The sequence below is a fragment of the Ekhidna sp. genome (assembly GCF_040223195.1).
In the GTDB taxonomy this organism is placed as follows: domain Bacteria; phylum Bacteroidota; class Bacteroidia; order Cytophagales; family Cyclobacteriaceae; genus Ekhidna.
In genome coordinates, this window is record NZ_JAVKDX010000017.1 from 276530 (window position 1) to 301111 (window position 24582).

General features: G+C 44.1%; 24 protein-coding genes. 11 read left to right on the top strand and 13 right to left on the bottom strand.

Features of this window, described 5'->3' with window-relative positions; translation table 11 throughout:
• Positions 1–151: 151 nt before the first annotated feature.
• The 3 genes from RLN88_RS11780 to RLN88_RS11790 all read left to right on the top strand — a co-directional run bounded on the left by RLN88_RS11780 (position 152) and on the right by RLN88_RS11790 (position 4800).
• Positions 152–577 carry a DUF2061 domain-containing protein gene (locus tag RLN88_RS11780; protein WP_350221606.1) on the top strand — a complete coding sequence of 142 codons (426 nt, stop codon included), beginning with the start codon at positions 152–154 and terminating at the stop codon, positions 575–577.
• Positions 578–732: 155 nt separating this feature from the next.
• A complete protein-coding gene (locus RLN88_RS11785; protein ID WP_350221607.1) occupies positions 733–1548 on the top strand; it encodes a hypothetical protein in 816 nt (271 codons plus the stop codon).
• 69 nt (positions 1549–1617) lie between these two features.
• Positions 1618–4800 carry an ATP-binding cassette domain-containing protein gene (locus tag RLN88_RS11790; protein WP_350221608.1) on the top strand — a complete coding sequence of 1061 codons (3183 nt, stop codon included), beginning with the start codon at positions 1618–1620 and terminating at the stop codon, positions 4798–4800.
• Between the two features lie 88 nt (positions 4801–4888).
• Here RLN88_RS11790 and RLN88_RS11795 read toward each other — a convergent pair whose 3' ends face one another.
• Genes RLN88_RS11795 through RLN88_RS11805 form a run of 3 tightly spaced genes read right to left on the bottom strand, consistent with a single transcriptional unit; the run spans position 4889 to position 6571 of the window.
• Positions 4889–5482 carry a pseudouridine synthase gene (locus tag RLN88_RS11795; RefSeq protein WP_350221609.1) on the bottom strand — a complete coding sequence of 198 codons (594 nt, stop codon included), beginning with the start codon at positions 5480–5482 and terminating at the stop codon, positions 4889–4891.
• Positions 5475–5843 (bottom strand): VanZ family protein, encoded by a 369-nt coding sequence (locus tag RLN88_RS11800; protein ID WP_350221610.1) that lies wholly within the window; start codon positions 5841–5843, stop codon positions 5475–5477. Before RLN88_RS11800 ends, RLN88_RS11795 begins: the two co-directional genes overlap by 8 nt.
• Positions 5840–6571, bottom strand: coding sequence for an MBL fold metallo-hydrolase (locus tag RLN88_RS11805; protein ID WP_350221611.1), 732 nt, complete (start codon positions 6569–6571; stop codon positions 5840–5842). The genes RLN88_RS11800 and RLN88_RS11805 overlap by 4 nt, the downstream gene beginning before the upstream one ends.
• Positions 6572–6587: 16 nt before the next feature.
• On the opposite strand from RLN88_RS11805, the gene RLN88_RS11810 reads away from it, so the two are divergent.
• On the top strand, positions 6588–7241 hold the full coding sequence (locus tag RLN88_RS11810) for an alpha/beta hydrolase family protein (protein WP_350221612.1): 654 nt from the start codon (positions 6588–6590) through the stop codon (positions 7239–7241).
• Here the strand turns inward: RLN88_RS11810 and RLN88_RS11815 are convergent.
• From RLN88_RS11815 to rimK, 5 genes are all read right to left on the bottom strand, one after another.
• Positions 7238–7930, bottom strand: a complete 693-nt coding sequence (locus RLN88_RS11815) for a TIGR04283 family arsenosugar biosynthesis glycosyltransferase (protein WP_350221613.1) — start codon at positions 7928–7930, stop codon at positions 7238–7240. The genes RLN88_RS11810 and RLN88_RS11815 overlap by 4 nt on opposite strands.
• 62 nt (positions 7931–7992) lie before the next feature.
• Positions 7993–8364 (bottom strand): hypothetical protein, encoded by a 372-nt coding sequence (locus tag RLN88_RS11820; RefSeq protein WP_350221614.1) that lies wholly within the window; start codon positions 8362–8364, stop codon positions 7993–7995.
• Positions 8361–8969, bottom strand: a complete 609-nt coding sequence (locus RLN88_RS11825) for a tetratricopeptide repeat protein (RefSeq protein WP_350221615.1) — start codon at positions 8967–8969, stop codon at positions 8361–8363. The genes RLN88_RS11820 and RLN88_RS11825 overlap by 4 nt, the downstream gene beginning before the upstream one ends.
• Before the next feature lie 3 nt (positions 8970–8972).
• The gene (gene ku, locus RLN88_RS11830) at positions 8973–9812 is read right to left on the bottom strand and encodes a non-homologous end joining protein Ku (protein ID WP_350221616.1); all 840 of its coding nucleotides are present in this window, start codon (positions 9810–9812) and stop codon (positions 8973–8975) included.
• A 155-nt stretch (positions 9813–9967) separates the two neighbouring features.
• The gene (gene rimK / locus RLN88_RS11835; protein ID WP_350221617.1) at positions 9968–10855 is read right to left on the bottom strand and encodes a 30S ribosomal protein S6--L-glutamate ligase; all 888 of its coding nucleotides are present in this window, start codon (positions 10853–10855) and stop codon (positions 9968–9970) included.
• 179 nt (positions 10856–11034) lie between these two features.
• Here rimK and tyrS point away from each other — a divergent pair, with 179 nt between their 5' ends.
• On the top strand, positions 11035–12312 hold the full coding sequence (gene tyrS / locus RLN88_RS11840; protein WP_350221618.1) for a tyrosine--tRNA ligase: 1278 nt from the start codon (positions 11035–11037) through the stop codon (positions 12310–12312).
• Here tyrS and RLN88_RS11845 read toward each other — a convergent pair.
• On the bottom strand, positions 12309–13394 hold the full coding sequence (locus RLN88_RS11845; RefSeq protein WP_350221619.1) for an AI-2E family transporter: 1086 nt from the start codon (positions 13392–13394) through the stop codon (positions 12309–12311). The genes tyrS and RLN88_RS11845 overlap by 4 nt on opposite strands.
• Before the next feature lie 66 nt (positions 13395–13460).
• On the opposite strand from RLN88_RS11845, the gene RLN88_RS11850 reads away from it, so the two are divergent.
• The gene (locus RLN88_RS11850) at positions 13461–14036 is read left to right on the top strand and encodes a hypothetical protein (RefSeq protein ID WP_350221620.1); all 576 of its coding nucleotides are present in this window, start codon (positions 13461–13463) and stop codon (positions 14034–14036) included.
• Position 14037: 1 nt separating this feature from the next.
• Here the strand turns inward: RLN88_RS11850 and RLN88_RS11855 are convergent, their stop codons facing one another.
• On the bottom strand, positions 14038–14454 hold the full coding sequence (locus tag RLN88_RS11855) for an OmpA family protein (RefSeq protein ID WP_350221621.1): 417 nt from the start codon (positions 14452–14454) through the stop codon (positions 14038–14040).
• Between the two features lie 141 nt (positions 14455–14595).
• On the opposite strand from RLN88_RS11855, the gene RLN88_RS11860 reads away from it, so the two are divergent.
• The 4 genes from RLN88_RS11860 (at position 14596) to RLN88_RS11875 (ending at position 22488) form a co-directional block, all read left to right on the top strand.
• Positions 14596–17823 carry a WD40/YVTN/BNR-like repeat-containing protein gene (locus RLN88_RS11860; protein WP_350221622.1) on the top strand — a complete coding sequence of 1076 codons (3228 nt, stop codon included), beginning with the start codon at positions 14596–14598 and terminating at the stop codon, positions 17821–17823.
• Positions 17824–17883: 60 nt separating this feature from the next.
• Positions 17884–20244 carry a penicillin acylase family protein gene (locus tag RLN88_RS11865; RefSeq protein WP_350221623.1) on the top strand — a complete coding sequence of 787 codons (2361 nt, stop codon included), beginning with the start codon at positions 17884–17886 and terminating at the stop codon, positions 20242–20244.
• A gap of 63 nt (positions 20245–20307) precedes the next feature.
• On the top strand, positions 20308–21132 hold the full coding sequence (locus tag RLN88_RS11870; RefSeq protein ID WP_350221624.1) for a prohibitin family protein: 825 nt from the start codon (positions 20308–20310) through the stop codon (positions 21130–21132).
• A gap of 69 nt (positions 21133–21201) precedes the next feature.
• On the top strand, positions 21202–22488 hold the full coding sequence (locus RLN88_RS11875) for a citrate synthase (RefSeq protein ID WP_350221625.1): 1287 nt from the start codon (positions 21202–21204) through the stop codon (positions 22486–22488).
• Positions 22489–22535: 47 nt separating this feature from the next.
• On the opposite strand, the gene RLN88_RS11880 is transcribed toward RLN88_RS11875, so the two are convergent.
• Positions 22536–23030, bottom strand: a complete 495-nt coding sequence (locus tag RLN88_RS11880) for a nuclear transport factor 2 family protein (protein WP_350221626.1) — start codon at positions 23028–23030, stop codon at positions 22536–22538.
• 95 nt (positions 23031–23125) lie between these two features.
• Here RLN88_RS11880 and RLN88_RS11885 point away from each other — a divergent pair, with 95 nt between their 5' ends.
• Complete coding sequence (locus tag RLN88_RS11885; RefSeq protein WP_350221627.1) at positions 23126–23518, top strand: cytidine deaminase; 393 nt, start codon at positions 23126–23128, stop codon at positions 23516–23518.
• Here the strand turns inward: RLN88_RS11885 and RLN88_RS11890 are convergent.
• Both RLN88_RS11890 and RLN88_RS11895 read right to left on the bottom strand, forming a co-directional pair.
• Positions 23515–24012, bottom strand: a complete 498-nt coding sequence (locus RLN88_RS11890; RefSeq protein ID WP_350221628.1) for a hypothetical protein — start codon at positions 24010–24012, stop codon at positions 23515–23517. The two genes, RLN88_RS11885 and RLN88_RS11890, sit on opposite strands and share 4 nt — an antisense overlap.
• Positions 24013–24051: 39 nt before the next feature.
• The gene (locus RLN88_RS11895) at positions 24052–24420 is read right to left on the bottom strand and encodes a response regulator (protein ID WP_350221629.1); all 369 of its coding nucleotides are present in this window, start codon (positions 24418–24420) and stop codon (positions 24052–24054) included.
• Positions 24421–24582: the final 162 nt, after the last annotated feature.

Sequence of the window (24582 nt, forward strand, 5' to 3'; positions counted from 1 at the left end):
GCGAATGAATTGTACTTAATTATGAGTCAGTAAAATAATGAGTGCATATTCAGTGGAAACCTTTCCATCCAAAAGCTTAATCCTGATGTTTTAAAGAACTAACTGGTCTGGTAAGGAATCCAAGTATAGTTTTGCGAGCTATTTTAAAAATATGCAAAGCAGAAAAAGACACATTGCCAAGACAATCACCTGGCGGATTGTAGCCACAAGCACCACGTTCGTTCTGGCCATGATTTTCTTTCGGGAAAGTCCCAATGCTACTGAAAAAGCTGGCTGGGTGGCTTTAATTGAGACCATTCTGAAAATGGCCATCTATTACTACCATGAGCGTATCTGGTACAATGTGAAATTGAAAGTCAAGAGTAGTGTTCGCCATTTTTTCAAAACGGTGACCTGGAGGATCATTGCATCCATCACTACCTTTCTGATTGCCTATTTCATCTTTAAAGAAGATCCCGGCGCAATGGAGAAAGCAACAAGCATCGCTATTGTTGAGAGCATTCTGAAGATGTTGTTTTATTATCTCCATGAGCGGGCATGGCATATGACAGATTTTGGCCTTGATAAGGGCAAATAGGCACAATAAGTGTTTGATGAATGTAATAAAACGTTTAATCTTGAATTATAATTAGTAGATAATAAACCATGAGCATGATCTGGGAATCGCCAACTATATAAAAATTGCCATCATGCGAGTTCCAATTAGCCACAAAAAACAAATTTTATATACACATGAAAAAGAATATCATACACCTTTCTCTATTTGCTTCAGCTTTCTTTCTAATCTCCTGTGGTGGAGGCAAAAGCTCAAATGAAGAAACGGCTGAAAAGAAAGAAGAAATTGAAAGTTTTGTTGAAAAGGAGTTTACTTACCCGCTACCTACAGCGTTTGAAGTTTCTCAAATGCTAGGCAATGCCAATACCTCCTACTCTGCTGATATCGTAAATGATCCTTCGAAAGTGGACGAGTATGTAGCTACCTGGCAAAAAGCAACCAACCTTGGCGTTTACGGGGCTGACCTTAGCTATGCAGCCACTTTTGACAAGACTCAGGAGACCATTGATTTTCTAGATGCCTCTAAAAAGCTGATTGATGAGTTGAATATCACTTCAGCGTTCAATGCTTCTATGGCGCAGCGAATTGAAAACAATATGGAAAACATTGACTCACTGATCTTTATCGTGACAGAGTCATTTTATGATACTTACAACTACCTAAACCAAAATGGTGAAGAAAAGACCTCTATCCTGGTCATTGCCGGTAGTGTGATTGAAGGCCTGCATATCACATGTGAGCTTGTGAAAATGAGCGAAAACAAAGGTGAATTGATGGCTGTGCTTGCCAGCCAAAAAGCGCAGGTAATAAAACTTGTAGAGCTGATGGAAAGATATGAGGATAGCGATGAAAACGTGAAAAAAGTGCTTCCTAATCTTCGGTTTATTGGCCTGACTTACGAACAGCTTGGTGAGCAGTCTGAGATGACCGAAGGCCAGTTTACCGATATTGCCAATAGCGTAAAAGAGATGAGAGCCCACATCGTTGGATAATCATATTTGAAATAATATTTTTAGAGCCTCGACTTCCGTTGAGGCTTTTTTTATACTTTTAAAAAACACATGACCGAATCGATCATTAATGCACTTGTACACCTCTTCGCTATTATTGAGAGCGCCAAGGAGGATACAGATGTTGTAGATTCCGGCGAGTTGGTCATTCGGCCCTATCTCCAAAAAAACCTCAACAACGACACCTTAACGGCAGAGTACATCAAGCTCTTCTATGATTACCTCAATTTTTATAAAGAACAACCAACAACCGGCGTTACCGAAGAAGGGATCATCATAGATAGCACCAGCATTCTACAGATAGCCAAAATCTGCAATCAGCTAAATAAAGAGCTGCATCGTTCCGAACGACTGATTGTCTTCATGCAACTGATGGAACTAATCCGTGCAGATGATAAAGTGACTGCCAAGGAAGAAGAATTTGCAGCTTTGGTTGCTTTGAATTTTAACCTTGATCAGGAAGACGTATCTAACCTCAAAAACTTCATTCTTAAGCCTAATCAGGATGAAATAAATAAAGATAAAGTTCTCATCATAGACAACAAGCAAACGGAGTGGCCAGAGGAGATGGCCTGGATCATCCGGAAGAAGAAAAAGACGAATGAAGTCAGGCACCTATTCGTCCAAAATCTATTTGGAAAGATTACTGTGCTCTATCTAAAGAGCGTTCACACGTTTGTCTTCCGATATGATGGCCCGCTGAATCTTTATCTTGAAGGAATAAAGGTGATTTCGGCCAAATCCTACATCCTGAAACCCGGATCGATTATAAAAGGCCCTAATATTTCCTCTATTTATGAGTCAGAAATCACGCGAAAATTTATCCAGGATGAAACCAGCACACGGGTAGTTTTAGCTGGCGACAATATTGAATTCAAGTTTAAAAACAGCAGTAATGGATTAAAGTCCTTTTCATTTTCGGAGGATTCCGGCAGGCTGGTGGGGATCATGGGCGGCAGTGGAACGGGTAAATCCACGCTGATGAATATACTAAATGGAAAGATATCCCTGGATAGTGGCCGCCTTCATATCAATGGTTTTTCACTTGAGCAGGCCACAGCAGAAGGTGTGATCGGGTATGTACCTCAGGATGACCTTCTCTTTGAGGAATTGACGGTCTACCAAAACCTTTACTTCAATGCCAAGACCTGTTTTAGCGATTTCTCAGAAGAACTGATTGATCGTACGGTTCATAAGGTTTTGGAAGATTTGGACCTGGAGGACATCAAGAACCTGAAGGTTGGAGACCCACTAAACAAAACCATTTCTGGCGGTCAGCGAAAGCGGCTAAATATCGCACTTGAGCTCATGCGTGAGCCATCGGTGCTTTTCGTAGATGAGCCCACTTCCGGCCTCTCATCCATGGATTCGGAGAAGATGATGCAACTACTCAAAGACCTCACCCGAAAAGGGAAACTGGTTGTTGCTATCATCCACCAGCCCTCATCCGAGATTTTCAAACTGTTTGACAAGCTTTGGATACTTGACAAGGGCGGATACCCTATCTATAATGGAAATCCGATTGATGCGGTGGTGTATTTCAAAACCATGAATACGCAGGTAAATGCGGCAGAAAGTGAGTGCCCGAGATGTGGCAATGTGATCCCTGAGCAGATCCTGCAAATTATTGAGGCTCGCGAAATTGACGAGCGCGGCAGATCCACAAAAAAACGACGGGTCAATCCATCGGTCTGGTACTCTAAGTACAAGGAGAACATATTACCGAAGCTGGTCAGGCTGAAATATGAATCAGTACTACCCCCTACCAATTTCCGCATCCCGGATAGCTGGCATCAATTCAAAATATTCAGCAAGCGGAATCTGCTATCAAAGATTGCCAATAGACAATACATTCTTATCAACTTGTTTGAAGCGCCCCTTCTCGCATTTATCCTTGGGTACTTCTCCAAGTACTCGCCTGAAAAAGTGTATGCATTCTCCGAAAACATAAACCTGCCCGTCTACCTGTTTATGTCAATCGTGGTTTCACTCTTCATGGGGCTCACTGTCAGCGCACAGGAAATCTACAAAGACCGGCAAATACTGGAGCGTGAATCCTTCCTTAATCTCTCAAGACTCAGCTATATCAATTCCAAAGTGATGTTTCTGTTTGTGCTATCGGCCATTCAAACACTCACCTTTGTGTTGATCGGAAATTTTATTCTGGAGATCCATGGCATGACCATCTACTATTGGGCGGTGCTTTTCACAGTTTCCTGCTTTGCAAACCTGATTGGGCTGAACATCTCATCCGCACTGAATTCGGTGATCAATATTTACATTCTCATCCCTTTCATCCTCGTCCCTCAGCTATTGCTGGGAGGCGCCATGATCAAATTTGATGAGCTGCATCATTCGCTGAACAATCAGAAAAACGTCCCAATTGTGGGTGATATGATGGCATCCCGCTGGGCCTATGAGGCTCTGGCTGTTGCCCAGTTTCGGTACAATGAATATGAAAAGCACTTTTTTGATGTCAATCAACGAATAAGTAAAAACTCTGCCTACCGTTCCTTTATGGTGCCTGAGCTCATAAACATCAATAGGGAAATTTATCGTGATAGTGCAGACTGGAGCAATAAAGAGCAAAATTTTACCATTCTCAATAATGACGTCAGAGGCCTTTCGGAAGTACATGGATTGCGACCGTTTCCTTATCAGGACCAGATAACTCCGGAGTATTTCAGCACCTCTATCTCAGAAAGACTGGATTCCTATCTAAAAAGTGCCAGGGATCATTTTGCAAACGAATACCTGAAAGCCCAACAAGAGCGTGATAAGCTATATGAGCAGATGGTGGAGAAATTGGGTAGGGATGGATTTATCGAGTTGGAGCAGAAGTATCATAACCAGTTTTTGGCAGACTTGCTGATGAATAGAGCCCATCTGGATATGGTTTATCGTGGAGAGGATCAGCTGATTCAGAAAAAGGATCCTATTTATATGAGACCATACTCTTCCATTGGGAGGGCGCATTTTTATGCTCCATTCAAGGTATTTGGGGATGTGGAAGTCTCTACCTTTTACTTCAACATTGCATTTATCTGGTTTATGACGATTGTACTTTATCTCTCACTGCTCGACAATACCCTGAAAAAGATCATCAGGTTTTTTGAGTCGGTGGAGAAGGACGAGAGTAGGCCCAAGCCGCTAGCCAGGTTTTGGGAAACTACGAAAATTATCATTGGCTCCCCGAGAGTATATAAGCGGGCAGTTAAAATAAAGAAACCATAAGAATTGTTTACGAAAATCCTGCAAGCCTCATTTTGAGAAACAGTTTTCTACCTGCTTGGTAGCGGTCGGGTATTCGCTGGAATGGAGGTTATGACAGATTTAGTTTCTTCTTCAACACCCTCTCACTTATTTGAGTAATCTCCCCGGACTTCAAAGGCTCCAATCTCAAATCCTCGATGGCCACACGCACTAAGCGAAGCGTCGGGTAACCTACCTTGGCTGTCATCCTTCTCACTTGTCGATTTTTACCCTCCGTCAGTTTGATTTCCAGCCAGGTTCTTTGTGGATGTTTAGTGTAGTTCACCGGTGGATTTCGCTCTGCCATCTCAGGTTGTATAAAGCGAACGTGTGCTGGTAAAGTCCGGTGGGTTTTTCCGTTAATGTTAATTTCCACTCCGCCAGCTAATTCCTTTAGTGCCTTAGCATTTGTCTCCCCATCTACTTCCACCCAATAGGTTCTGCTGTGCTGAAATTTTGGATTTAAGAGCTTGTTATTTAGCGATTTATCGTTGGTAAGAATGAGCAACCCCTCACTATCCAGATCCAGACGCCCCACGGGGTACACATCTTTGGGTAGATCAGGGAAGACGCTCCTCAACCCAGGATTACCAGCTTCATCCGTAAACTGGCTTAAGACCTTAAAGGGCTTATGAATTATGAAATAAAGTTTTGGCTTACTCACGAACAAGCAATTTGAACAAAGTAAAACCTACTATCACTCCAAGCACATTAGCTCCGGCATCAATCCATTCAAAGTATCTGTCGGGAAACAGGGAATATTGAGCTAATTCCAATAAAAATCCATATATACTGGCTCCAAGCACAAGCAAAACGGAAGCTTGCAGTGATATCGTGTTGGTCTTTTTGAAGGCTACTAGAAAAGCGATAACCAGAACGAAATAGGCAAAGAAATGCTCTATTTTATCAAAGTAGCCTACATCCTTCACCTGCACTGGCACAGAGAGAATAGTGGATAAAAGAAATATCCCCAGCGCTATGGTGAGGGCAGGAATAAACCAGATGATTGATCTATGGTTTTTCATAAATTGATCTTAAGACCATCCGACAGCCTGTTTAGCTCCACCTCGTCTGATGCTATCACCTCATCCGCCATGTGGCTCAGCCACACCTGCTTTGAATTTAACAAACTCAGTTTCTCCCGAATTTCTGCATAACACAGATGACCGAAACTCGGCCTGTTGAGAAAATTGCACTCACAAATAAAGAGATCGGTTTCATCAGCCAGTTCCAATAAATGGTCTGTCCAGGAGGTATCTCCTGTAAAAGCAACCTTCTTTCCTTTCCACTCCAGCCGGATACCATGAGGATTAGATGGTGGGCTGTGTTCCACTTTCCAGGCTTTAATGATCTTATCCCCTAATTCCAGTTCCGCACCTTGTCGGTATTCATGAAAGCTGATTTTGAAGTCAGAAATCTTCTCCGAGGTTCCCTGATACATGGTCTCCTGAAGCTCATATACTTTTCCCTCTATCCCTTCCGGACCTACAATAGAGAGTGGATTTACACGTGGACGTTCAAACATGCTACTAATCAAAAAGAAAGGAATACCCCCGTAGTGATCCCCATGAAAATGGCTGATGATAATCGTGGATATCTCTTCCAGATCAATCTTTTCATGCTTTAATCGAATGAGCGTGCTCGCTCCACAATCGAGCAAAACCCGCTCATTGCCTGCCGAAAAAAGAAAAGAGGTGTGATTTCTACCTCCATTTCCAAACGCATCGCCACACCCGAGTACAGTTAATTCCATGACTTAAATTTACCCTATGGAGCTATTCTTAAATGACAAACTTGGAAAAATCAGTGCGGAAGAAACGTCTGCACCCAGACCGCTGGCAATCCTGATTATGGCTCACGGAGCGGGTGCTGGTATGCATCACCCGTTTATGCACTCATTGGCTGGAAAAATAGCTGATCTGGGTGTCACCACAATCAGATTCAATTTTCCTTACATGGAGGAAGGGAGAAGATCGCCGGGTTCACCCAAAACCAATATCAAGACCTGGGAGTTGATTGTGGAGCACATCAAAGCTCAGTATCCTGGCATGCCTGTATTCATCTCCGGTAAATCATATGGTGGTCGAATGGCATCTCACCTCCTTGCAGAAGTAGATGTGGATGTGAAAGGAGTCATATACTATGGATTTCCATTGCATGCGCCAGGAAGAGATTCCAAGGATCGGGCAGATCATTTGGGAAAGATCCGCCAACCCCAGCTATTTCTTCAGGGTTCAAGAGACAAGCTTGCTAATCTGGAGCTGATCAAAGAGGTTCAGGCTAACCTTCCTAAATCTTCGATGGAGGTAATTGATGGCGCAGATCATTCCTTCAATGTGCCCAAGAAAAGCGGAATGTCCAAAGAAGATGTGATGACCTTTTTGGCGAAGAAGTCTGTGGAATGGATGAAGGGCTGCTTTTAATTCAACTCCGTGCGATAAAAGGACCTGATTGCATCAGGTGACACCCCCCTTTTATACATACTCATGGCTTTAAGATTGATCATTTGCACTTTCCAGTACGAGTTGTTCAGGTACTTTCTGGCTGAGACTTCAATACTCCGGGGAATTACCTTGAAACAAATTCCTGCTTTGCTGAGACGATCCAAAAATTCGTAATCTTCCATAATCACAAAGGATTCATCAAACCCTCCCAATTGCTCAAAACGATCCTTTGAAATAAACAATGTTTGATCCCCTCCTCTGCACCAGGAAAAAGGAAATCGGGTAAAGAAACCGTTGATATGAAGTAGCGGATGGTGTGGCTTTGTAAATCGATAGCGATAACAACCGCTTTCCGTTCCGCTATTTATTTCCTTGGATATATCATCAACGAAGCTCTCAACAAGCTTCACATCCGCATGAACGAAATAAAGAATATCAACCTTGGCGACTTTCGCTCCTTGGTTCATTTGATGGGCGCGGGAAGTTTGATTGGATTGATAAAACCGGACTATTTGAAAAGATTTGGCTATTTGAGGCGTCTGATCTTCACTTCCACCATCTACCACAATAACCTCGTACTTGCTTCGGTCAGCGTGGTACTGCAAAAATCGCAAAAGTGACCCAAGGTACTTTTCTTCGTTAAGCGTAGGAATAATAATACTAATCAAGACTATGCTTTTCAGCTATTTACGAACAAAAGACGTAACCAGCTTTCACATTAAGCTAAAAATTACATTGCCTTACGATCCTCACCATCCTCCCTTGCCAGCGAGCCCAGTGCCTTTTCCATCGGCTTTTTGGACTTCATAATCATGTACCTTGCTGCCAGGCTCATCAGCTCAGGCTGTCCTGAATAGTTATACCCGAGCTGTTCAAGCTCCTCAATGATCTTACTGTATTCCTCTGCCTTCGATAGCGAGAAATTGTCAGAATTTTGCAAATAGACAGCTTCAATAACCCCCAACGAATGCTTCAGCATCCGAAATAGTTTTTGATTCTTGGTCTCTCGCTCTTCTCTAAAGTGCTTGGCATATACATCTGGCATCAACTCCTTGAGTCTCTCGAAATGTTCGCTCAGTACAGGGTGTTTGTCTTTGGTCATTTGGATATGGCGTTAAGGGTCTTGATTAATTCATTTGCGATCTGATGCTCCGAGCTTGGAGCTAATTCTACGTATTTATTTATACTTAGGATGGCCTCCCGATACTTTTTGAGGGATATCAGTACCAAACCAAGGTTATAGTAACTGTTGGGATATTCCGGCTCAATCTGGGTAGACAATTCATAGTGAACCTTGGCCAGCTCCAGGTTCCCCAAATCTGAATACACGTTACCCAGATTGTAGTGCGCCTCAAAGTGTCGTGGGTTCATCTTCAGACACTGCGTCAGATAGTCGATAGCTTTAGTGAGATCACCCTGACCTGACTTAAGAATCCCAAGATTGCATAATGCATCCTCGGCTGACTGATCATTTTCGATGGCCAGCAGGTAATACTTTTCAGCCTCTTCCTCACCCAATTCATCAAGTCTGATGGCTTCCTCAAAAAAAGATCCTGCCTTAGGGAGGGATACCACAGGAGTATCTGATAGTTCGTCAAACATGTTCAACTGACCAAAATCCTCCAGATTAGGACGCCTTCTTCTCCGTGCCTTCTTAGGGCCTAGCTTTTGAGGGGGGGATACCGGAAACTGAACAACCTTGGTCATGGATTAGCTTGCTTTTCGCTTCTCTTCTTTTTCTTCGATTTGCTTATCTGCCTTTTTCATTGGCTTCTTGGATTGCTTTGCCTGGTCTATACTGGCCTTCAGGGCCGTCATGATATCTACCACCTCTGGTTCCTCTTCTACATAAGATACCACCTCATTGCCCTGAATCTTGCTCTCAATCATCTCCCGGAGGGCATCATTGTATTTGTCTTCCAACTCAATCTTCCTAAACTTTTTGGTCATCGATTTGATGAGCATATTAGCAAGTTTGAGCTGTTCTTCATCAGCATCTTCCTCTATTCGCACATTGGGCACGTCTTTGATGCTGCGTACTTCGTTGGGATATCTGAGCTTGTAGATCATTATTCCCCGATCATGGGGAGTCAGCAACACCACACTCTCCCGATCCCGAAGTACTACTTTCCCTACTCCCACTTTTCCCGATTCTCTGAGAGCCTGACTCAATAATGCATAGGTCTTGCTTGCCACATCTCCATCCGGGCCGGCAAAATAGGGTGAATCATAAAGCGTCTCATGTACTTCCTTCGCATCCACAAACCCCTCAATCTCAATCACCTTCGTACTCTTGAGCTTCACTTTTTCAAAATCCTCCGGCTCCACAATCACAAACTGACCGGGCTCATACTGATAACCTTTAACTATATCTTCCTGACGGAGCACATCGCCCGTTACTTTGTCACGCTTTTCGTATTTAACCGGATTGTTAGTTTCCTTGGAAAGCAGGTTGAAATTGAGCTTCTGCGCAGTGTCAATGGCATTATAAATCCTTATCGGAATGGTGACCATTGAAAACCGAATATGTCCTTTCCAGATTGCCCGCATGAGTTTGAATTTACTGATTTAGGCAGAAAATTAAAAATCTTTAATAATTAATCAAAGTAAATAAACTTAACTATCTGATTATTAATTTTTTATGGAAATAAAGTAAGGAGAATTATATAATTTGATAAAAAATTAACCTATTGATTATCAATAAATTATTCATCATCGTAATCCACATGGCGTTCAATGTACTTGATGATTTCCCCGGCAATGTCCTTCTGAGTAGCAGCCTCTATTCCTTCCAATCCAGGCGATGAGTTTACTTCCAGGATGAGCGGCCCCCTGCTGGACTGAAGCATATCCACTCCGGCAACACCAAGTCCCATCGCTTTAGCCGCCCTAAGTGCTGCACGTTCCTCTGCATCTGAAAGCTCAATAATTTGGGCAGAACCACCCCGGTGAAGATTAGACCTAAACTCACCCTCTCTACCCTGCCGCTTCATCGCACCCACTATTCGATCACCAATTACAAAAACCCGAACATCCGCCCCACCAGCTTCTTTGATAAATTCCTGAACAATCACGCGAGCTTGTAGCCCGTTGAAAGCTTCTAAAACCGACTCTGCTGCCTTTTTGGTCTCAGCCAAAACCACTCCGAGCCCCTGAGTCCCTTCCAATAACTTAATCACACAGGGAGCTCCTCCAACTGCATTGATAGGGGTTTCCACATCCTTAGAATAATTAGTAAAAACGGTCTTTGGTAAGCCCAGGCCGGCTCTTGCTAAAATCTGAAGGCTTCTCAGCTTATCCCTGGATCGCACCAGCGCAACAGACTCAGTGGTAGAAAATACATTCATCATTTCAAACTGGCGCACCACCGCTGTTCCAAAAAACGTAACAGAGGCACCTATCCGGGGGATGATCGCATCCACATCATTTACCTGTTCACCTTTATAATATATCTTGGGTTTCTTCTTTTCTATTTCAATATTGCATTTGGAGTGGTCGATGATGATCATCTCATGACCTTTCTTCCTGCCTGCCTCCATCAACCTTTTGGTTGAGTATAAGTTGGGGTTTCGTGATAATACTGCAATACGCATGAATGAAGATTTACTGGTGCTATCTCAGACCGGCAACAAATATATAGGCTCATCCAGATCATTCAAGCCGTATTTGCCTCAAATTTGAATGAATATTTAATCTGAAGTCACAAAGAATTTCTTTTTGTTGAACCAAAGGCACATCCCTCCTATTTTTGCCGCTCATATAAACGGTCACAATGAAAGATTTTGTAGAAGAGCTGAAATGGAGAGGCATGGTACACGATATCATGCCTGGAACCCAGGAGGAACTGAATAAGGGCATGACTACTGCCTATATTGGGTTTGATCCTACAGCTGACTCTCTACACATCGGAAACATGGTGCAGATCATGACATTGGTTCATTTCCAAAAATGTGGCCACAAACCTATTGCCCTTGTAGGCGGAGCTACTGGCATGGTGGGTGATCCTTCCGGCAAATCTACCGAGCGAAACCTTCTGGATGAAGAAACGCTAAATCACAACCTGGCGTGTGTAAAGAAGCAACTGGAAAGTTTTCTTTCATTTGAAGGAAGTAATTCGGCCGAAGTGGTCAATAATTATGACTGGTTTAAAGGGTTTGGTTTTCTGGAGTTTATCCGGGATGTGGGCAAGCATATCACGGTCAACTATATGATGTCCAAAGATTCGGTGAAATCGCGCCTGGAAACCGGGCTTTCGTTCACGGAATTCTCCTATCAGCTTGTGCAAGGATATGATTTTTACTACCTCTGGAAGCATAAGAATGCCAAATTACAGTTGGGCGGTTCAGATCAATGGGGAAACATTGTGACGGGTACGGAGCTCATCCGACGCAAAGATCAGGGCGAAGCTTTTGCCATGACCACCCCACTTATTACCAAAGCAGATGGATCTAAATTTGGAAAATCTGAAGGGGGAAATATCTGGCTGGACCCGGAGAAAACATCTCCATATAAATTTTATCAGTATTGGATCAATTCTTCCGATGAAGATGTGGAAAAATACATCAAAATCTTTAGCCTAAAAGATCGGGAAGAAATTGAGGCGTTGATCTCAGAACACAGAGAAGTGCCTCATGAGCGGATGCTGCAGCGAACCCTCGCAGAGGAGCTCACCGCTCGTGTACACTCAGAGAAAGACCTGGAAACAGCCATCAAGGCCAGCGCCATCCTATTTGGGAAGTCCACCACCGAAGACCTGGAAAGCCTCGATGAGAAAACTTTATTGCAGGTGTTTGAAGGTGTGCCTCAGACAGAAGTATCAAAAGCAGAAATGGATGGAAGTGACGTCACTACATTTCTAAGTGAAACTACCCAACAAGTCATTTTTAAGTCCAAGGGTGAAGCTAGGAAAATGATCCAGGGGGGTGGAGTTAGTATTAACAAAACGAAAATTGAAGCACCGGATCAATCTGTGGATTTTAAGCCGCTGCAGGGTAAGTATCTGCTGGCACAAAAAGGTAAGAAAAACTACTACCTGATCAGGGTCGTTTAAAGATCACTTTTCTTGACTAATTTCTTCTTTTCCATCAAGCGGACAACTACCTGAGCATCAGCCATATTTTCCAGAATTACTTTAAACAAAAAGGTAAGCGGTACAGCCAGCAGCATTCCAGCCGTACCCCACAGAAACGCCCAGAATACAAATCCAAAAAGAACTGAAACAGTATTCATAGAGAAAGAATCCCCCATGAGCTTGGGCTCCACCACATTCCCCATCACCAGTTGAATGCCTTCGAGACAAACAAAGAGTACCAATACCTGCGAAACAGAGCTTGCATCAATGATCCCCAAAACCAATGGAGGGATGATCGCTATTAACGATCCTATGTAGGGGATGTAATTCAGCACAAAAGCCAGGAATCCCCAAAGCAAAGCATAGTCGATATTGAAGAGTAGACAAACCAGACCAACGGCGATACCAGTCAGGATGCTCACCAATGTTTTCACTTTAATGTAAGATCCTACTGAGTTTTTGATTCGGGTAAAAACCTTCAATGATTTTTCCTGTCTGCCTCCTGATCCGCCAACGATATAGCTGATAGTTTGATCGTATTGAGTAATCGCTCCAAGTAGTCCTGCAAAGTACAGGATAGTCATCAGCACCTCCACAGCCCACCCAGATAGGTTATTAATAAACGAACCAGAGGCTGACCAAAACTGTCCGGTTTGCACCATCTCAGCTACCAGGTCACGAAGTTCCCCCTTCTTAAAAGTGACACCAAAGTATTGGGTGTACTCATTGATGAACGGACGCAAATCTGTAGAGATACTCTCGAGAATCGATTCGCTGTTTTCCACAAGTGCCTGAACCACATTAAACAGCCCAAATCCTATGAAAAAGAAGATTGACATGGTGAGTAAGGTGGTTATGCCAATACTTAAATTGACTGAAAAGAAACGCATGAAAAAATGCACCACCGGCTGAAACAGGATAGCAAAAAATAGTGCAAAAAACAGAGGCACCAACAAATCGGCCAGCTCTCGCATGAGGTATAACACGGTGATGCCCAGGAAAATCATCATCACAATTTTGATGTGACGAATGGAGCGTTCCGGTTCAGTATATCGGCTCATGATCGCAAAATAATTGAATTCATGGAGGAACCGGCTATCTTTAGAAAAGATTCAAAAAGTCAAACCATGAAAAATCTCACTTCACTATCTCTGTTGTTATTTCTATTGTTTAGCTGTACCGGACAGGAGGTGCCCGACGAAGAATTCCAGATCAAAACAGCAGTTCTGGCGGCCCCTGAACATCAACGATCAGAGGCCACCGTCTTGGGTTACGACGGTGAAGGAGAGGTAGTGACGCTTAGAGCTGGCACTAATGATTTTGTGTGTTTGGCAGACGACCCCAATAAAGAAGGGTTTAGCGTTGCAGCCTATCATAAAACACTAGAGCCTTACATGGCACGAGGAAGAGCGTTAAAAAAAGAAGGCCTTGATTTTAAGCAAGTTTTTGACAAGCGAGAAGAAGAAGTAAAAGCAGGCATCTTAGAAATACCGGACAAAGCCACTCTTTATGTCACAACGGGAGATCCAAACAAGGAGACCGGGGAGGTTGAGAATCTTTACACCAGATATGTGATTTATATTCCATATGCTACAGAGGAATCTACAGGGATGCCCCTGAGTCCTCCTGCTCCGGGCGCTCCCTGGATTATGGACCCGGGAACTCACAGAGCGCATATCATGATTAATCCGCCTAAGAATTGATTTACATCACTACCGGCCAAAAGATGATGTCCACCCTCCTATTCTTTTGCCGCCCTTCCCAGGTGCTGTTGTCATATACGGGGTTAAACTGTCCAAAATCCCGCTTCTCAATCTGATTGGATGTAAACTCAAGAAAAAGCAGTTTTTCAATAACTGCATCTCCCCGCATCTCCGATAGCCATTCGTTGTAGGCTGCCCCTCCGATGTTGTCCGTATGGCTGTGAATGGTAATGGTATAATCCCTGATATCTTTAACCGAATCAACCAGTAACTTCAGCTCATCATACTGATAATCATCTACATAATAGCTGCCACCTCCAAAGTAAATACTCTTCAAGATATATGCCTGAGGTGCTTCCTCCTGAGCATAGGAGAAAGAAAATAATAGAACGAAAATGGCTGTAATGGTAAAGCGCACCCCTTTGTAACGAGGATCAAATCGTGCGTGTTTCGATCATCTGTATTCCGTAATCAACCACTCATCAATATTCACCCTGCGCTTCTTCCTTATCCTTTTTAAATTACTGCTTGTCTTTAAAACAGAAAACCTAAAAGAAATATGAAGTACAATTTACTTACCATGCTTCTCACCCTTTGCAGTGCAGCTTCAGCTCAGAAGCTGGACATGGAAGCATTAAAAAACATGGCACCCCGGAATATAGGCCCGGCGGGGATGTCTGGCAGGATTACCGCAATTGATGTGGTAACAAACGAGCCAGATGTAATGTATGTGGGCTCTGCCTCAGGTGGCGTTTGGAAATCCACCAGCGGCGGCATTGATTGGGAGCCGATTTTCAATGATCAGACTACCGCCTCCATTGGAGCAGTGGCCATTCAGCAATCCAACCCCTCGGTTGTTTGGGTGGGAACCGGAGAAGGAAACCCAAGAAACTCCCTAAACGGTGGTGACGGGATCTACCGCACACTCGATGGAGGAAAGAACTGGCAAAAAATGGGGCTTGAAAAAACCAGACACATTCACCGGATCATCGTTCACCCCAATGATCCAAACACGATCTATGTAGCCGCCATCGGTTCGCCATGGGGCGAGCATGAAGAGCGTGGGGTTTACAAAACCACAGACGGAGGAAAAAACTGGAAACGAATCCTTTTTACAAACATCCGCTCCGGAGCAGCCGAGCTCGTCATGGATCCAACAAACCCCAATAAACTCATTGCAGCTATGTGGGAGCATAAGCGAGATCCCTGGTTTTTCAAATCAGGTGGTCCGGGATCAGGTCTCTACGTCACGCACGATGGAGGGGAAACCTGGGAGCAGCGAACCGATGAGGACGGATTGCCTGAAGGCGAACTTGGAAGAATAGGTTTGGCCATCTCACCTTCGAGACCAAATGTTGTTTACGCAATCATCGAGTCAAAAAAGAACGCACTTTACCGATCCGATGATGGTGGCTTCAAGTGGAATAAAATCAACGATGGAGACGATATAGGAAACCGACCATTCTACTACTTTGAGATTTATGTAGATCCAGTAAATGAAAACCGTGTTTACAGCATTTTCACTTACGTGAATGTATCGGTGGATGGTGGTAAGTCATTCAGTCAACTGATGCCGGCATACGGAGTAGACAATGGTGTTCACCCGGATCACCACGCATGGTACATCCACCCCAATGATCCCAACTTTATGATGGATGGAAACGACGGTGGACTAAACATCACCCGCGACAGAGGGGAAACCTGGCGTTTTGTAGAAAACCTACCTGTGGGTCAGTTCTACCATGTAAATGTCGACAATGAAATTCCTTACAATGTGTACGGGGGCATGCAGGACAATGGCTCATGGGCCGGTCCGGCGTACGTATGGAAAGCCCAGGGCATAAGAAACCACTACTGGCAGGAAATATCATTCGGTGATGGGTTTGATGTACTTCCAGACCCACGAGACAGCCGATATGGTATCTCCACCTCACAGCAAGGCTATGCCTCAATTTACGACCGGAAAACCGGGTACAATGAAATGATCCGACCTACCTATCCTGAGAGCGACACAGAGCTTCGCTTCAACTGGAATGTGGGGATGGCCAGAGATCCACAGAATCCATCCGTAGTTTATTTCGGAAGTCAGTTCGTACACAAAAGCGTGGATAGCGGTCAAAACTGGGAGATCATCTCCCCTGACCTGACTACCAATGACCCTGAGAAGCAAAAGCAGGGAGAAAGCGGCGGATTGACCATGGATGCCACAGGCGCAGAAAACTACTGCACGGTAATCGTGATCGAGCCATCTCCATTGAATTCAGACCTCCTTTGGGTTGGGACGGACGATGGCAATGTGCAGATTAGCAGAAATGGAGGCGACAGCTGGACAAATGTAGCCGCAAACCTCCCCGGTCTGCCAAAAGGATCGTGGATCACCCAGATCAAAGCTTCCAATAAAAATGAAGGTGAAGCTTTGCTGGTAGCCAATGACTACAGAAGGTTTAATTACACCCCATATGCATACCGCACTAAAGACTATGGACAGACTTGGGAGCGAATCGTTGATGGCAATGATGTGATCAGCTACACACTTAGCATCGTAGAAGACCCTGAAGAATCCCGGCTGCTATTCCTGGGTACAGATGATGGACTCTATGTGAGTGTGGATGCTGGGGCCAACTGGACCAAATGGACCGAGGGCTTCCCTACTACCAATGCATACGATATGGTTATTCACCCTCGTGAGCATGACCTTGTGATTGGAAGCTTTGGTAGGGCATTCTGGGTCATGGATGACATCCGCCCGATTAGAGAGATTGCCAGAAATGGCACTTCTACACTCAAGAAAATGCTAAATGTATACGAACCTCCGATTGCTTATGTAGCTTCTAATCAACAGCCAACCGGCTCCAGGTTTGGTGGGGATGCGCTTTATAATGGTGAGAACCGGCCGTACGGAGCTATGCTTTCGTACTCTATCAATCGGCCGGAAGATAAAAAAGAGGAAAAAGAGGAGGATAAGAAAGGCAAGAAAAAGAAGAATGACAATGAGAAAGTGAGTGACGAGAAAAAAGAAGAATCAAAGGTTTCTTACGATTCCATCACTGTAGAAATCATCAATGGCAATGAGGTGATCCGAACACTGAAATCCAAAGCACCGGATGAAAACGGAATCCACCGTACTTTTTGGTACATGGATGAGAAAGGCCCTGACCGAATGAGCCGCAGGGAGCGAAGTGGAAATCGTGAGCCGGGTGGCGTTACAGTCCTGCCTGGTTCATACAAAGTGCGATTCACATTCGGTGATCAGAAGGATTCCACCAATATTGAGGTACAGTATGATCCAAGAATTGAGATGTCAGACGTTGCTATCCGAGCGAAGTACAATACCCTGAAAGACCTTGAAGCAAAATATGCAATGGGTGTAAAAGCAGTAGATCGATTGAAGGAAAGCATTGACATTGCGAAAGGAATCCAGGGAGATTTGAAAGGAAAGGATAAAGAAGGATTCAAAGATCAGTTAGAGTTGTGTAAATCAACCATCGACACCTTGAATAGTATGCTGGATGTATTCCTTGGTAAAGAAGATGATCGCCAGGGGATCACTCGTGGTACACCGAATAGTGTAAGCAACTCATACGGCACAGCAAACTGGTACACCTCAGGAGCGCTACACGCCCCCGGGGATACCGAAAAGAAACTGATCAAGAAGTTTGAGGATGATCTGGCAGAAGCCATGAAAATGGTGAATGGCTATTATGCAGAAAAATGGCCAGAGTTCAGGTCGGCAGTGGAAAATCTCGACACCTCTCCTTTCAAGGATTATGAGGAAATAAAAGAGTAACATTGAAGCCGTCTCAAATTGAGGCGGCTTTTTTATTTTGCCTTAAAATCAACCTTGAAAATGAAAATTCTCAAAATTCTTCTGGCAATCATTCTACTTGTCATCATCGGAGTAGCGGCTTATGCCTTTTATATCAAATCCTCCCTTACTCCTTCCTACTCCGGGGAAGTTTCCCTGAAAGGCCTCTCCTCCAGCTCAGAAGTATATTTCACCAAACATGGAATTCCACACATTTATGGCCAAAGTGATGAAGATGCGTATCGTTCCCTGGGATACATCCATGCAATGGAGCGACTGTGGCAAATGGACCTGCTACGGCATGTGGGCAGTGGCCGCCTCTCTGAGCTCTTTGGTACTGACATGGTTGAGGCGGATAAGTTTCTCCGAACCATGGGGCTGAGCCAGTACGCTGCTGCATCAGCTAAAGAATATATGATAAGAAATCACGAAAGCCTGCCACTGGTGAAGGCCTACATCGATGGCATCAATGCCTACATCAGTAACAATCCGAAACCGCTGGAATATACCCTACTTAGCCTGGAGCCAGAGCCTTTTGAAGTGCAAAATGTCTTTGAAATACTGACCTATATGTCGTTTAGCTTCAGCAATGCACACATTACTGATCCCGTCCTAACAGAACTATCAAATAAGCTGGACACTACCTATTTACAAGACCTCAGCATTTATCATTATGAAGGTGAATCGACGTTAAAACCCTTCGATGCGAGGTATAGCCTTCAGGCAAAGCAAACTGCTGCGATATTGAATAACCTGAAGGTGCCGGAATTTATCGGAAGCAACAGCTGGGTACTGTCTGGAAGCAGGACTGAAACCGGAGAAGTTATCCTGACCAACGACCCACACATTGCCTTCAGTCAGCCCTCTGTATGGTATGAATCACACCTCATCTCTCCTAAAAATGAATACTACGGTTACCATGTTCCAGGGGCACCCTTCCCCCTGCTTATGCATTCTGAAAGGCAGGCAACCGGCCTTACCATGTTTGAAAATGATGATATGGATTTTTACGTAGAGGAGATTCATCCCGAGGACTCCACAATGTACCGGCACGACGGAGAATGGAAGAAGATTAAACTTCAGGAAGAGACTATAAGCGTCAAAGGAAGTGATCCGGTCAGCTTCGTCATTCGGTACACTTTGCATGGACCTGTCGTTTCAGACATCCTGCAGGAAGAGCCGCTCGATGAAGTAGTCTCTATGTATTGGGTCACTACCAACCAACCCAATTATATGATCGAAGCAGTTTATGGCATGCTTACGGCAGAAAATATCAATGAGGTGGAGCAGGCTGCTTCTCAGATTCATGGCCCGGGCCTCAATATCATGTATGGAGACAAAGACGGGAATGTAGCATGGTGGGCGGCCGGAAAGCTGATAAAACGAAGGGATGAGCAAACCAGTAAGACATTCTATGACGGATCTACCGGACTGGATGATGCCAATGCGTTTTATGGTTTTACTAAAAACCCTCACGCCATAAACCCACCGTGGGGCTATGTGCATAGTGCCAACAATCAGCCGGATACCGTAGATGGCGTGCTCTACTCCGGGTATTATTTGCCAGACGATCGAGGTGAGCGAATTGTAGAGATTCTTTCAGAAGATTCCATCAAGACAGTAGATGAAATCAAGACCATGCTGATGGATGATAAATCCATGATGCACGAAGCGGTGAAAGGAATTATGCTTCACGCAATCAAAGACACGGAAAGATCTCAATTGCTCAGGGCGCTGATCCAATGGGAAGGAACCTTCGATCGCGATGACTTCCGGCCGCTTATTTTTCAGCGGTGGCTAAATGAAATATTGAAAGCAGCACAGAAAGATGAAATTGGGGATGAACTGTGGCCGGTTTACAAGCGCACACATACCTACAAAGTAGCGGCTGAAAACCTCATAAAAAAGGAAAACTCCAAATGGTGGGACAATGACACCACCGAAGTGGTAGAAACACGGGCAGACATTATTCGTCAGGCATTTGAAAGCACCATAGCAGACTTAAGCCGGTATTGGGGAGATGATTTTACGAAATGGAAGTGGGGAGATGCACATGCCCTGGAGCATAAGCATGCCATGGGTGATGTGATAGGCTTCTTTAATGTAGGAAGCTTTCCCGTTTCCGGTGGAAATGAAGTGCTCAACAACATGGGCTATACCTATGACGAGACCATGAAGCAAATCATTCGATTTGGCCCCTCTACCCGACGGATTGTAGATTTCTCAGATGTACGAAATAATAGCTGGAGCATCCTCCCTACCGGACAGTCAGGAAACTATTTTAGCCCCTACTATTCCGATCAGGCAGAGATGTATGCCAATGGTGAATTCAGGAAAATGAACATGAATAATGAACAAATCAGGCAATCAAAAAATAAACTTACACTAAAGCCCGCCAACTGAACCGGACATAACACTGGGTTGTTACCTTTGCGATACATTTAACATCCTTAATCAAAATCCGAAATGGACAACAGAAAGTATTTACCATTTGTGATCATTGCAGTGATAGCCATCATTGTGCTATTCTCTGCAGCCAATCGCATATTTTATCGAATTGAAGCATCAGAAAGAGCCGTACTCTTTAAGACCCTGAGTGGAGATCTTGAAAAGGACAATATCATTGGTCCGGGCTGGCACATGAAGGCTCCCTGGAATGAGATTTACATATACAACGTAGCTGAGCAAAGCATTGATGAGACCATGAACGTATTGGACAAAAATGGCCTTAGGATTGACGTGGACGTTACCGTCCGTTTCCACCCAAGGTACAATATGATCGGGATTATTCAGGAAAAATTCCAAGGCCAGTACATTAATATTTTGGTAAAACCGGAGGTTCGATCGACCGTCAGAAGAGTAATGGGGCGCTATACAGCCGAAGAAATCTATTCGACAAAGCGAAGCGAAGTTGAAAATGCAATTAAAGACGAAACAGGAGAAATACTTGGTGCAGAGGGAAACGAGGTTGAAATGATTAGTATGCCCATTCGCTCCATTAATCTGCCTGAGCAAATCAAAACCTCAATCGAAAACAAGCAGAAACAAGAACAAGAAGCTCAAGCATATCAATACCGTTTGGAAAAGGAAAAAAGCGAGGCAGAGCGTAAGCGAATTGCCGCAGAAGGAGAGGCTGCAGCAAACAAAATCATAAACAGTAGTTTGACTCCTGAGTTGTTAAGAATGAGAGGGATAGAAGCAACGATGGAAATAGCCAATTCCCCCAATTCAAAAGTGATCGTAATTGGTGGTGGCAAAGATGGACTTCCGCTCATTTTGAATGGCAATTAAGCCTTCAAAATCTGGATAAAAATCATTAAGTTCGAGGAAATTTATAAATCAGCAAATCAGATAAGCAACATGTCAAAAACCGCCCAAATAATCATTGATGGACAGACATATGAACTGCCGGTTGTAGAAGGTACCGAGCAGGAAAAAGCCATTGATATTAGTGCATTCAGAGGTCAGTCCGGAGTGATCACGCTGGACCGTGGATTTAAGAATACCGGCTCATGCGAAAGTGCGATTACCTTCCTTGATGGAGAGCAAGGAATACTCCGCTACAGAGGCTATCCCATTGAGCAGCTTGCTGACAATTCCACCTTTCTGGAAGTAGCTTATTTGTTGATCTATGGGGATCTGCCTTCCAAGTCAACGCTGGACAAATTTGCAGGTGACATCACTCACCACACGCTGGTGAATGAAGATATCAAAAAGATACTCGATGGATTTCCATCTGCCGCTCACCCGATGGGCGTGCTTTCATCTTTGATTACTGCACAGACGGCCTTCTACCCTGGCAGCCTGGACCCAAACAGATCGAAAGAAGAAACCGAACTTGGGATCATTCGACTTCTCGCCAAAATGCCAACGTTTGCTGCCTGGGCATACAAGAAAAAGGTAGGCCACCCGGTCATTTATCCAAACAACAAAATGGACTATTGTGGCAACTTCCTAAACATGATGTTTGCCCTACCTGCTGAAGAATATGAGGTTGATCCTGTCGTGGCAAATGCACTAGACAAGCTATTGATCCTTCACGCAGATCATGAGCAAAACTGCTCTGCATCTACTGTGAGAATTGTTGGTTCAAGTCAGGCAAGCTTGTGGGCATCCATCTCAGCCGGCATCAATGCCCTGTGGGGACCACTTCACGGAGGTGCAAACCAGGCGGTAATTGAGATGCTGGAAAACATCAAGGCAGATGGCGGGGACACCAAAAAATGGATGGCCAAAGCAAAAGACAAGGACGATCCGTTCCGATTGATGGGATTTGGTCACAGGGTATACAAAAACTTTGATCCGCGAGCACGGATCATCAAAAAGGCAGCCGACGATGTGCTGAATAAACTAGGTGTGGTAGATCCGGTATTGGACATTGCCAAAGGGCTGGAGGAAGAAGCGCTGAGAGATGAGTATTTCGTGGAAAGAAAACTCTATCCAAATGTAGACTTCTACTCAGGCATCATCTACAGAGCATTAGGTATCCCGACGGATATGTTCACCGTGATGTTTGCACTAGGCAGGCTTCCGGGATGGATAGCACAGTGGAAAGAAATGAGAGAAATGGGTGAGCCGATCGGAAGGCCGAGGCAGGTATATACCGGCCACAACGAGCGAGCTTACATTGATCTGGCGAAAAGATAGCTAATCACATAAAACGTAAAAAACCTGGCTAAATCGGTCAGGTTTTTTTATTCTTCCCCAGATTCTTGAGCCATCGGAAAGCGCTCTTCCTTCACGCCACTCACGTGGCTATTGATAGCCTTCCACTTTCCGTCCACTTTGATCAGGATATTGCTTGATTTGTATTTTGTGATATACGCCTCGGCTCCCTCCACTCCTTTCATCGTGCCAGTACCCGAGATTACAGCCGTGCCATTGTCAAACATATCCAATCGGGTGATTTCAAAGTCAAACGCATCATAGCTTGGACCGTAGTTCGATACATACTCCATTTCATCCGCTTTGGTATACTTGTCTCCATTATCATCCACCATCTCAAACTCCTCATGCAGCAGCTGATCCAGCAGCACGGTATCCTGCTCACGGTAGGCCTTTGGCCACAAGACGGTTTTGAACTCACGAAGCACCTGCTCATCCTGATCTGTAATAACGAGCGGATTGGTGGCTGGTGTAGTGCAACCCACCAATAAAGAAGCAATCATGAAAGTCAGTAAGTATCTCATATCTGTCAGTTTTAAATTTTGATTTGGCAAACTACTAAACATATCGAGCAAGGGACGAATAGAAGATATTATTTAAGTTTTCATTAACATTGAATATGTCTGAAAAGGAATTAAAGGAAAAAGCACTGGAAGCAGCTACCAAAGCATACGCACCATACAGCAACTTTAAAGTTGGCTGTGCGCTACTTACAGCTTCCGGTCATGTGTATACCGGATGCAATGTAGAAAATGCTTCATACGGGCTGACCACCTGTGCGGAACGAAATGCCATAGCTAACGCAATCAACGTCGAGGGTAAAATCGAGATAAAGAAATTGGTGGTTTACACTCCAACGCCTAAACCTACGCCTCCATGTGGAGCCTGCAGGCAGGTCATTCATGAATTTGGAAACCCGGAAATCAAAAGCTACTGCGACGGAGATGAATCCAACACACATTATTCAGAGGACTTGCTTCCTCATGCATTTGACCTGAAAAGAGGTGATTAATATTTTCTGCTCAGGATTTCGCTGTAGATCACAGCCTTCTTTGCTTCGGAGGAATTAAGCCCATCCCTAATTTCATCGGCAAGCGTCCACTTATCTTCTTGATCAGCCTTAGGTGCTTTGAATAGTCGTGGCTCTTGAAAGGCTTCATCCGGCTCAAAAACCAAATCAGCACCTTCTGCCATCTTAATGGACTCTTCATACACACGCCTGCTTTCATCATCCGCAAACGCTCTCCTCTCCCCTTCAAGCCTTATGTCTTCCTTCTCCCGCTCTTCCCGATCGATCCTTACGGGCTCTTGCTTAAATACCGGCTTATCTTCGTCTGACCTACCCTCAGTTATTTCGCGAAGCAAGTCCTCAAAGGATTTGGGCTGACTTGGAGGTGGATTGTTTTCTGATCCCGGACGAGTGTTTGGTTGCTGCTTTTTCTTACTTCTGGTCAGGAAGTAAATGACAGCTGCTATGATATACCACCAAAAACTAAAATCATCCATGAAGCTAAGTTAGGTAATAAGCATGAAGAGTCTGGTCGCTTATTCGTTTATTGTTGTCTTGAGTGTAGTGATGATATTTTCCTTATCGAAAGGCTTACTAAAATACCCCACAATGAGGTTCTGATCGATCGCATCTACTACCTCCTGCGCACCACCATAGCCTGTCAGCAGGAAGCAAGGCAGGTTTTCTTTGGTTTCCTTCACTTTGGTGATAAACTCAATTCCATCCATCTCGGGCATTCTCACATCGCTCACAATAGCAGCAATCTCATCATGTTCTTTAATGAGTTGTAAAGCTTCAGATCCCGACGTGGCATTCAATATCTCAAACTCATTTTTGAAATTGAATTCAAACAATGTGATATTGAATTGATCATCGTCTACATATAGAATGGTGGGTTTATCCATATTACTCTTGCTGTCAAGTCCATTTAAAAATAAATGACTTTTATCATAAAGTTAAGCGTTTCACGAAATTGCTTTCATGCAGACACAATAATGCAACGAACATTTAAAATAACCGCAATTCATTCGATCAAACTTTTAAATAATTACATAAAAGAACAATGA

Excerpts from the sequence above, each read along its gene's own strand:
- RLN88_RS11780 (WP_350221606.1), top strand. The coding sequence starts at position 152 with ATGCAAAGCAGAAAAAGACACATTGCCAAGACAATCACCTGGCGGATT.
- RLN88_RS11785 (WP_350221607.1), top strand. The coding sequence starts at position 733 with ATGAAAAAGAATATCATACACCTTTCTCTATTTGCTTCAGCTTTCTTT.
- RLN88_RS11790 (WP_350221608.1), top strand. The coding sequence starts at position 1,618 with ATGACCGAATCGATCATTAATGCACTTGTACACCTCTTCGCTATTATT.
- RLN88_RS11800 (WP_350221610.1), bottom strand. The coding sequence starts at position 5,843 with ATGAAAAACCATAGATCAATCATCTGGTTTATTCCTGCCCTCACCATA.
- RLN88_RS11805 (WP_350221611.1), bottom strand. The coding sequence starts at position 6,571 with ATGGAATTAACTGTACTCGGGTGTGGCGATGCGTTTGGAAATGGAGGT.
- RLN88_RS11810 (WP_350221612.1), top strand. The coding sequence starts at position 6,588 with ATGGAGCTATTCTTAAATGACAAACTTGGAAAAATCAGTGCGGAAGAA.
- RLN88_RS11820 (WP_350221614.1), bottom strand. The coding sequence starts at position 8,364 with ATGACCAAAGACAAACACCCTGTACTGAGCGAACATTTCGAGAGACTC.
- RLN88_RS11825 (WP_350221615.1), bottom strand. The coding sequence starts at position 8,969 with ATGACCAAGGTTGTTCAGTTTCCGGTATCCCCCCCTCAAAAGCTAGGC.
- ku (WP_350221616.1), bottom strand. The coding sequence starts at position 9,812 with ATGCGGGCAATCTGGAAAGGACATATTCGGTTTTCAATGGTCACCATT.
- rimK (WP_350221617.1), bottom strand. The coding sequence starts at position 10,855 with ATGCGTATTGCAGTATTATCACGAAACCCCAACTTATACTCAACCAAA.
- tyrS (WP_350221618.1), top strand. The coding sequence starts at position 11,035 with ATGAAAGATTTTGTAGAAGAGCTGAAATGGAGAGGCATGGTACACGAT.
- RLN88_RS11845 (WP_350221619.1), bottom strand. The coding sequence starts at position 13,394 with ATGAGCCGATATACTGAACCGGAACGCTCCATTCGTCACATCAAAATT.
- RLN88_RS11850 (WP_350221620.1), top strand. The coding sequence starts at position 13,461 with ATGAAAAATCTCACTTCACTATCTCTGTTGTTATTTCTATTGTTTAGC.
- RLN88_RS11860 (WP_350221622.1), top strand. The coding sequence starts at position 14,596 with ATGAAGTACAATTTACTTACCATGCTTCTCACCCTTTGCAGTGCAGCT.
- RLN88_RS11865 (WP_350221623.1), top strand. The coding sequence starts at position 17,884 with ATGAAAATTCTCAAAATTCTTCTGGCAATCATTCTACTTGTCATCATC.
- RLN88_RS11870 (WP_350221624.1), top strand. The coding sequence starts at position 20,308 with ATGGACAACAGAAAGTATTTACCATTTGTGATCATTGCAGTGATAGCC.
- RLN88_RS11875 (WP_350221625.1), top strand. The coding sequence starts at position 21,202 with ATGTCAAAAACCGCCCAAATAATCATTGATGGACAGACATATGAACTG.
- RLN88_RS11880 (WP_350221626.1), bottom strand. The coding sequence starts at position 23,030 with ATGAGATACTTACTGACTTTCATGATTGCTTCTTTATTGGTGGGTTGC.
- RLN88_RS11885 (WP_350221627.1), top strand. The coding sequence starts at position 23,126 with ATGTCTGAAAAGGAATTAAAGGAAAAAGCACTGGAAGCAGCTACCAAA.
- RLN88_RS11890 (WP_350221628.1), bottom strand. The coding sequence starts at position 24,012 with ATGGATGATTTTAGTTTTTGGTGGTATATCATAGCAGCTGTCATTTAC.
- RLN88_RS11895 (WP_350221629.1), bottom strand. The coding sequence starts at position 24,420 with ATGGATAAACCCACCATTCTATATGTAGACGATGATCAATTCAATATC.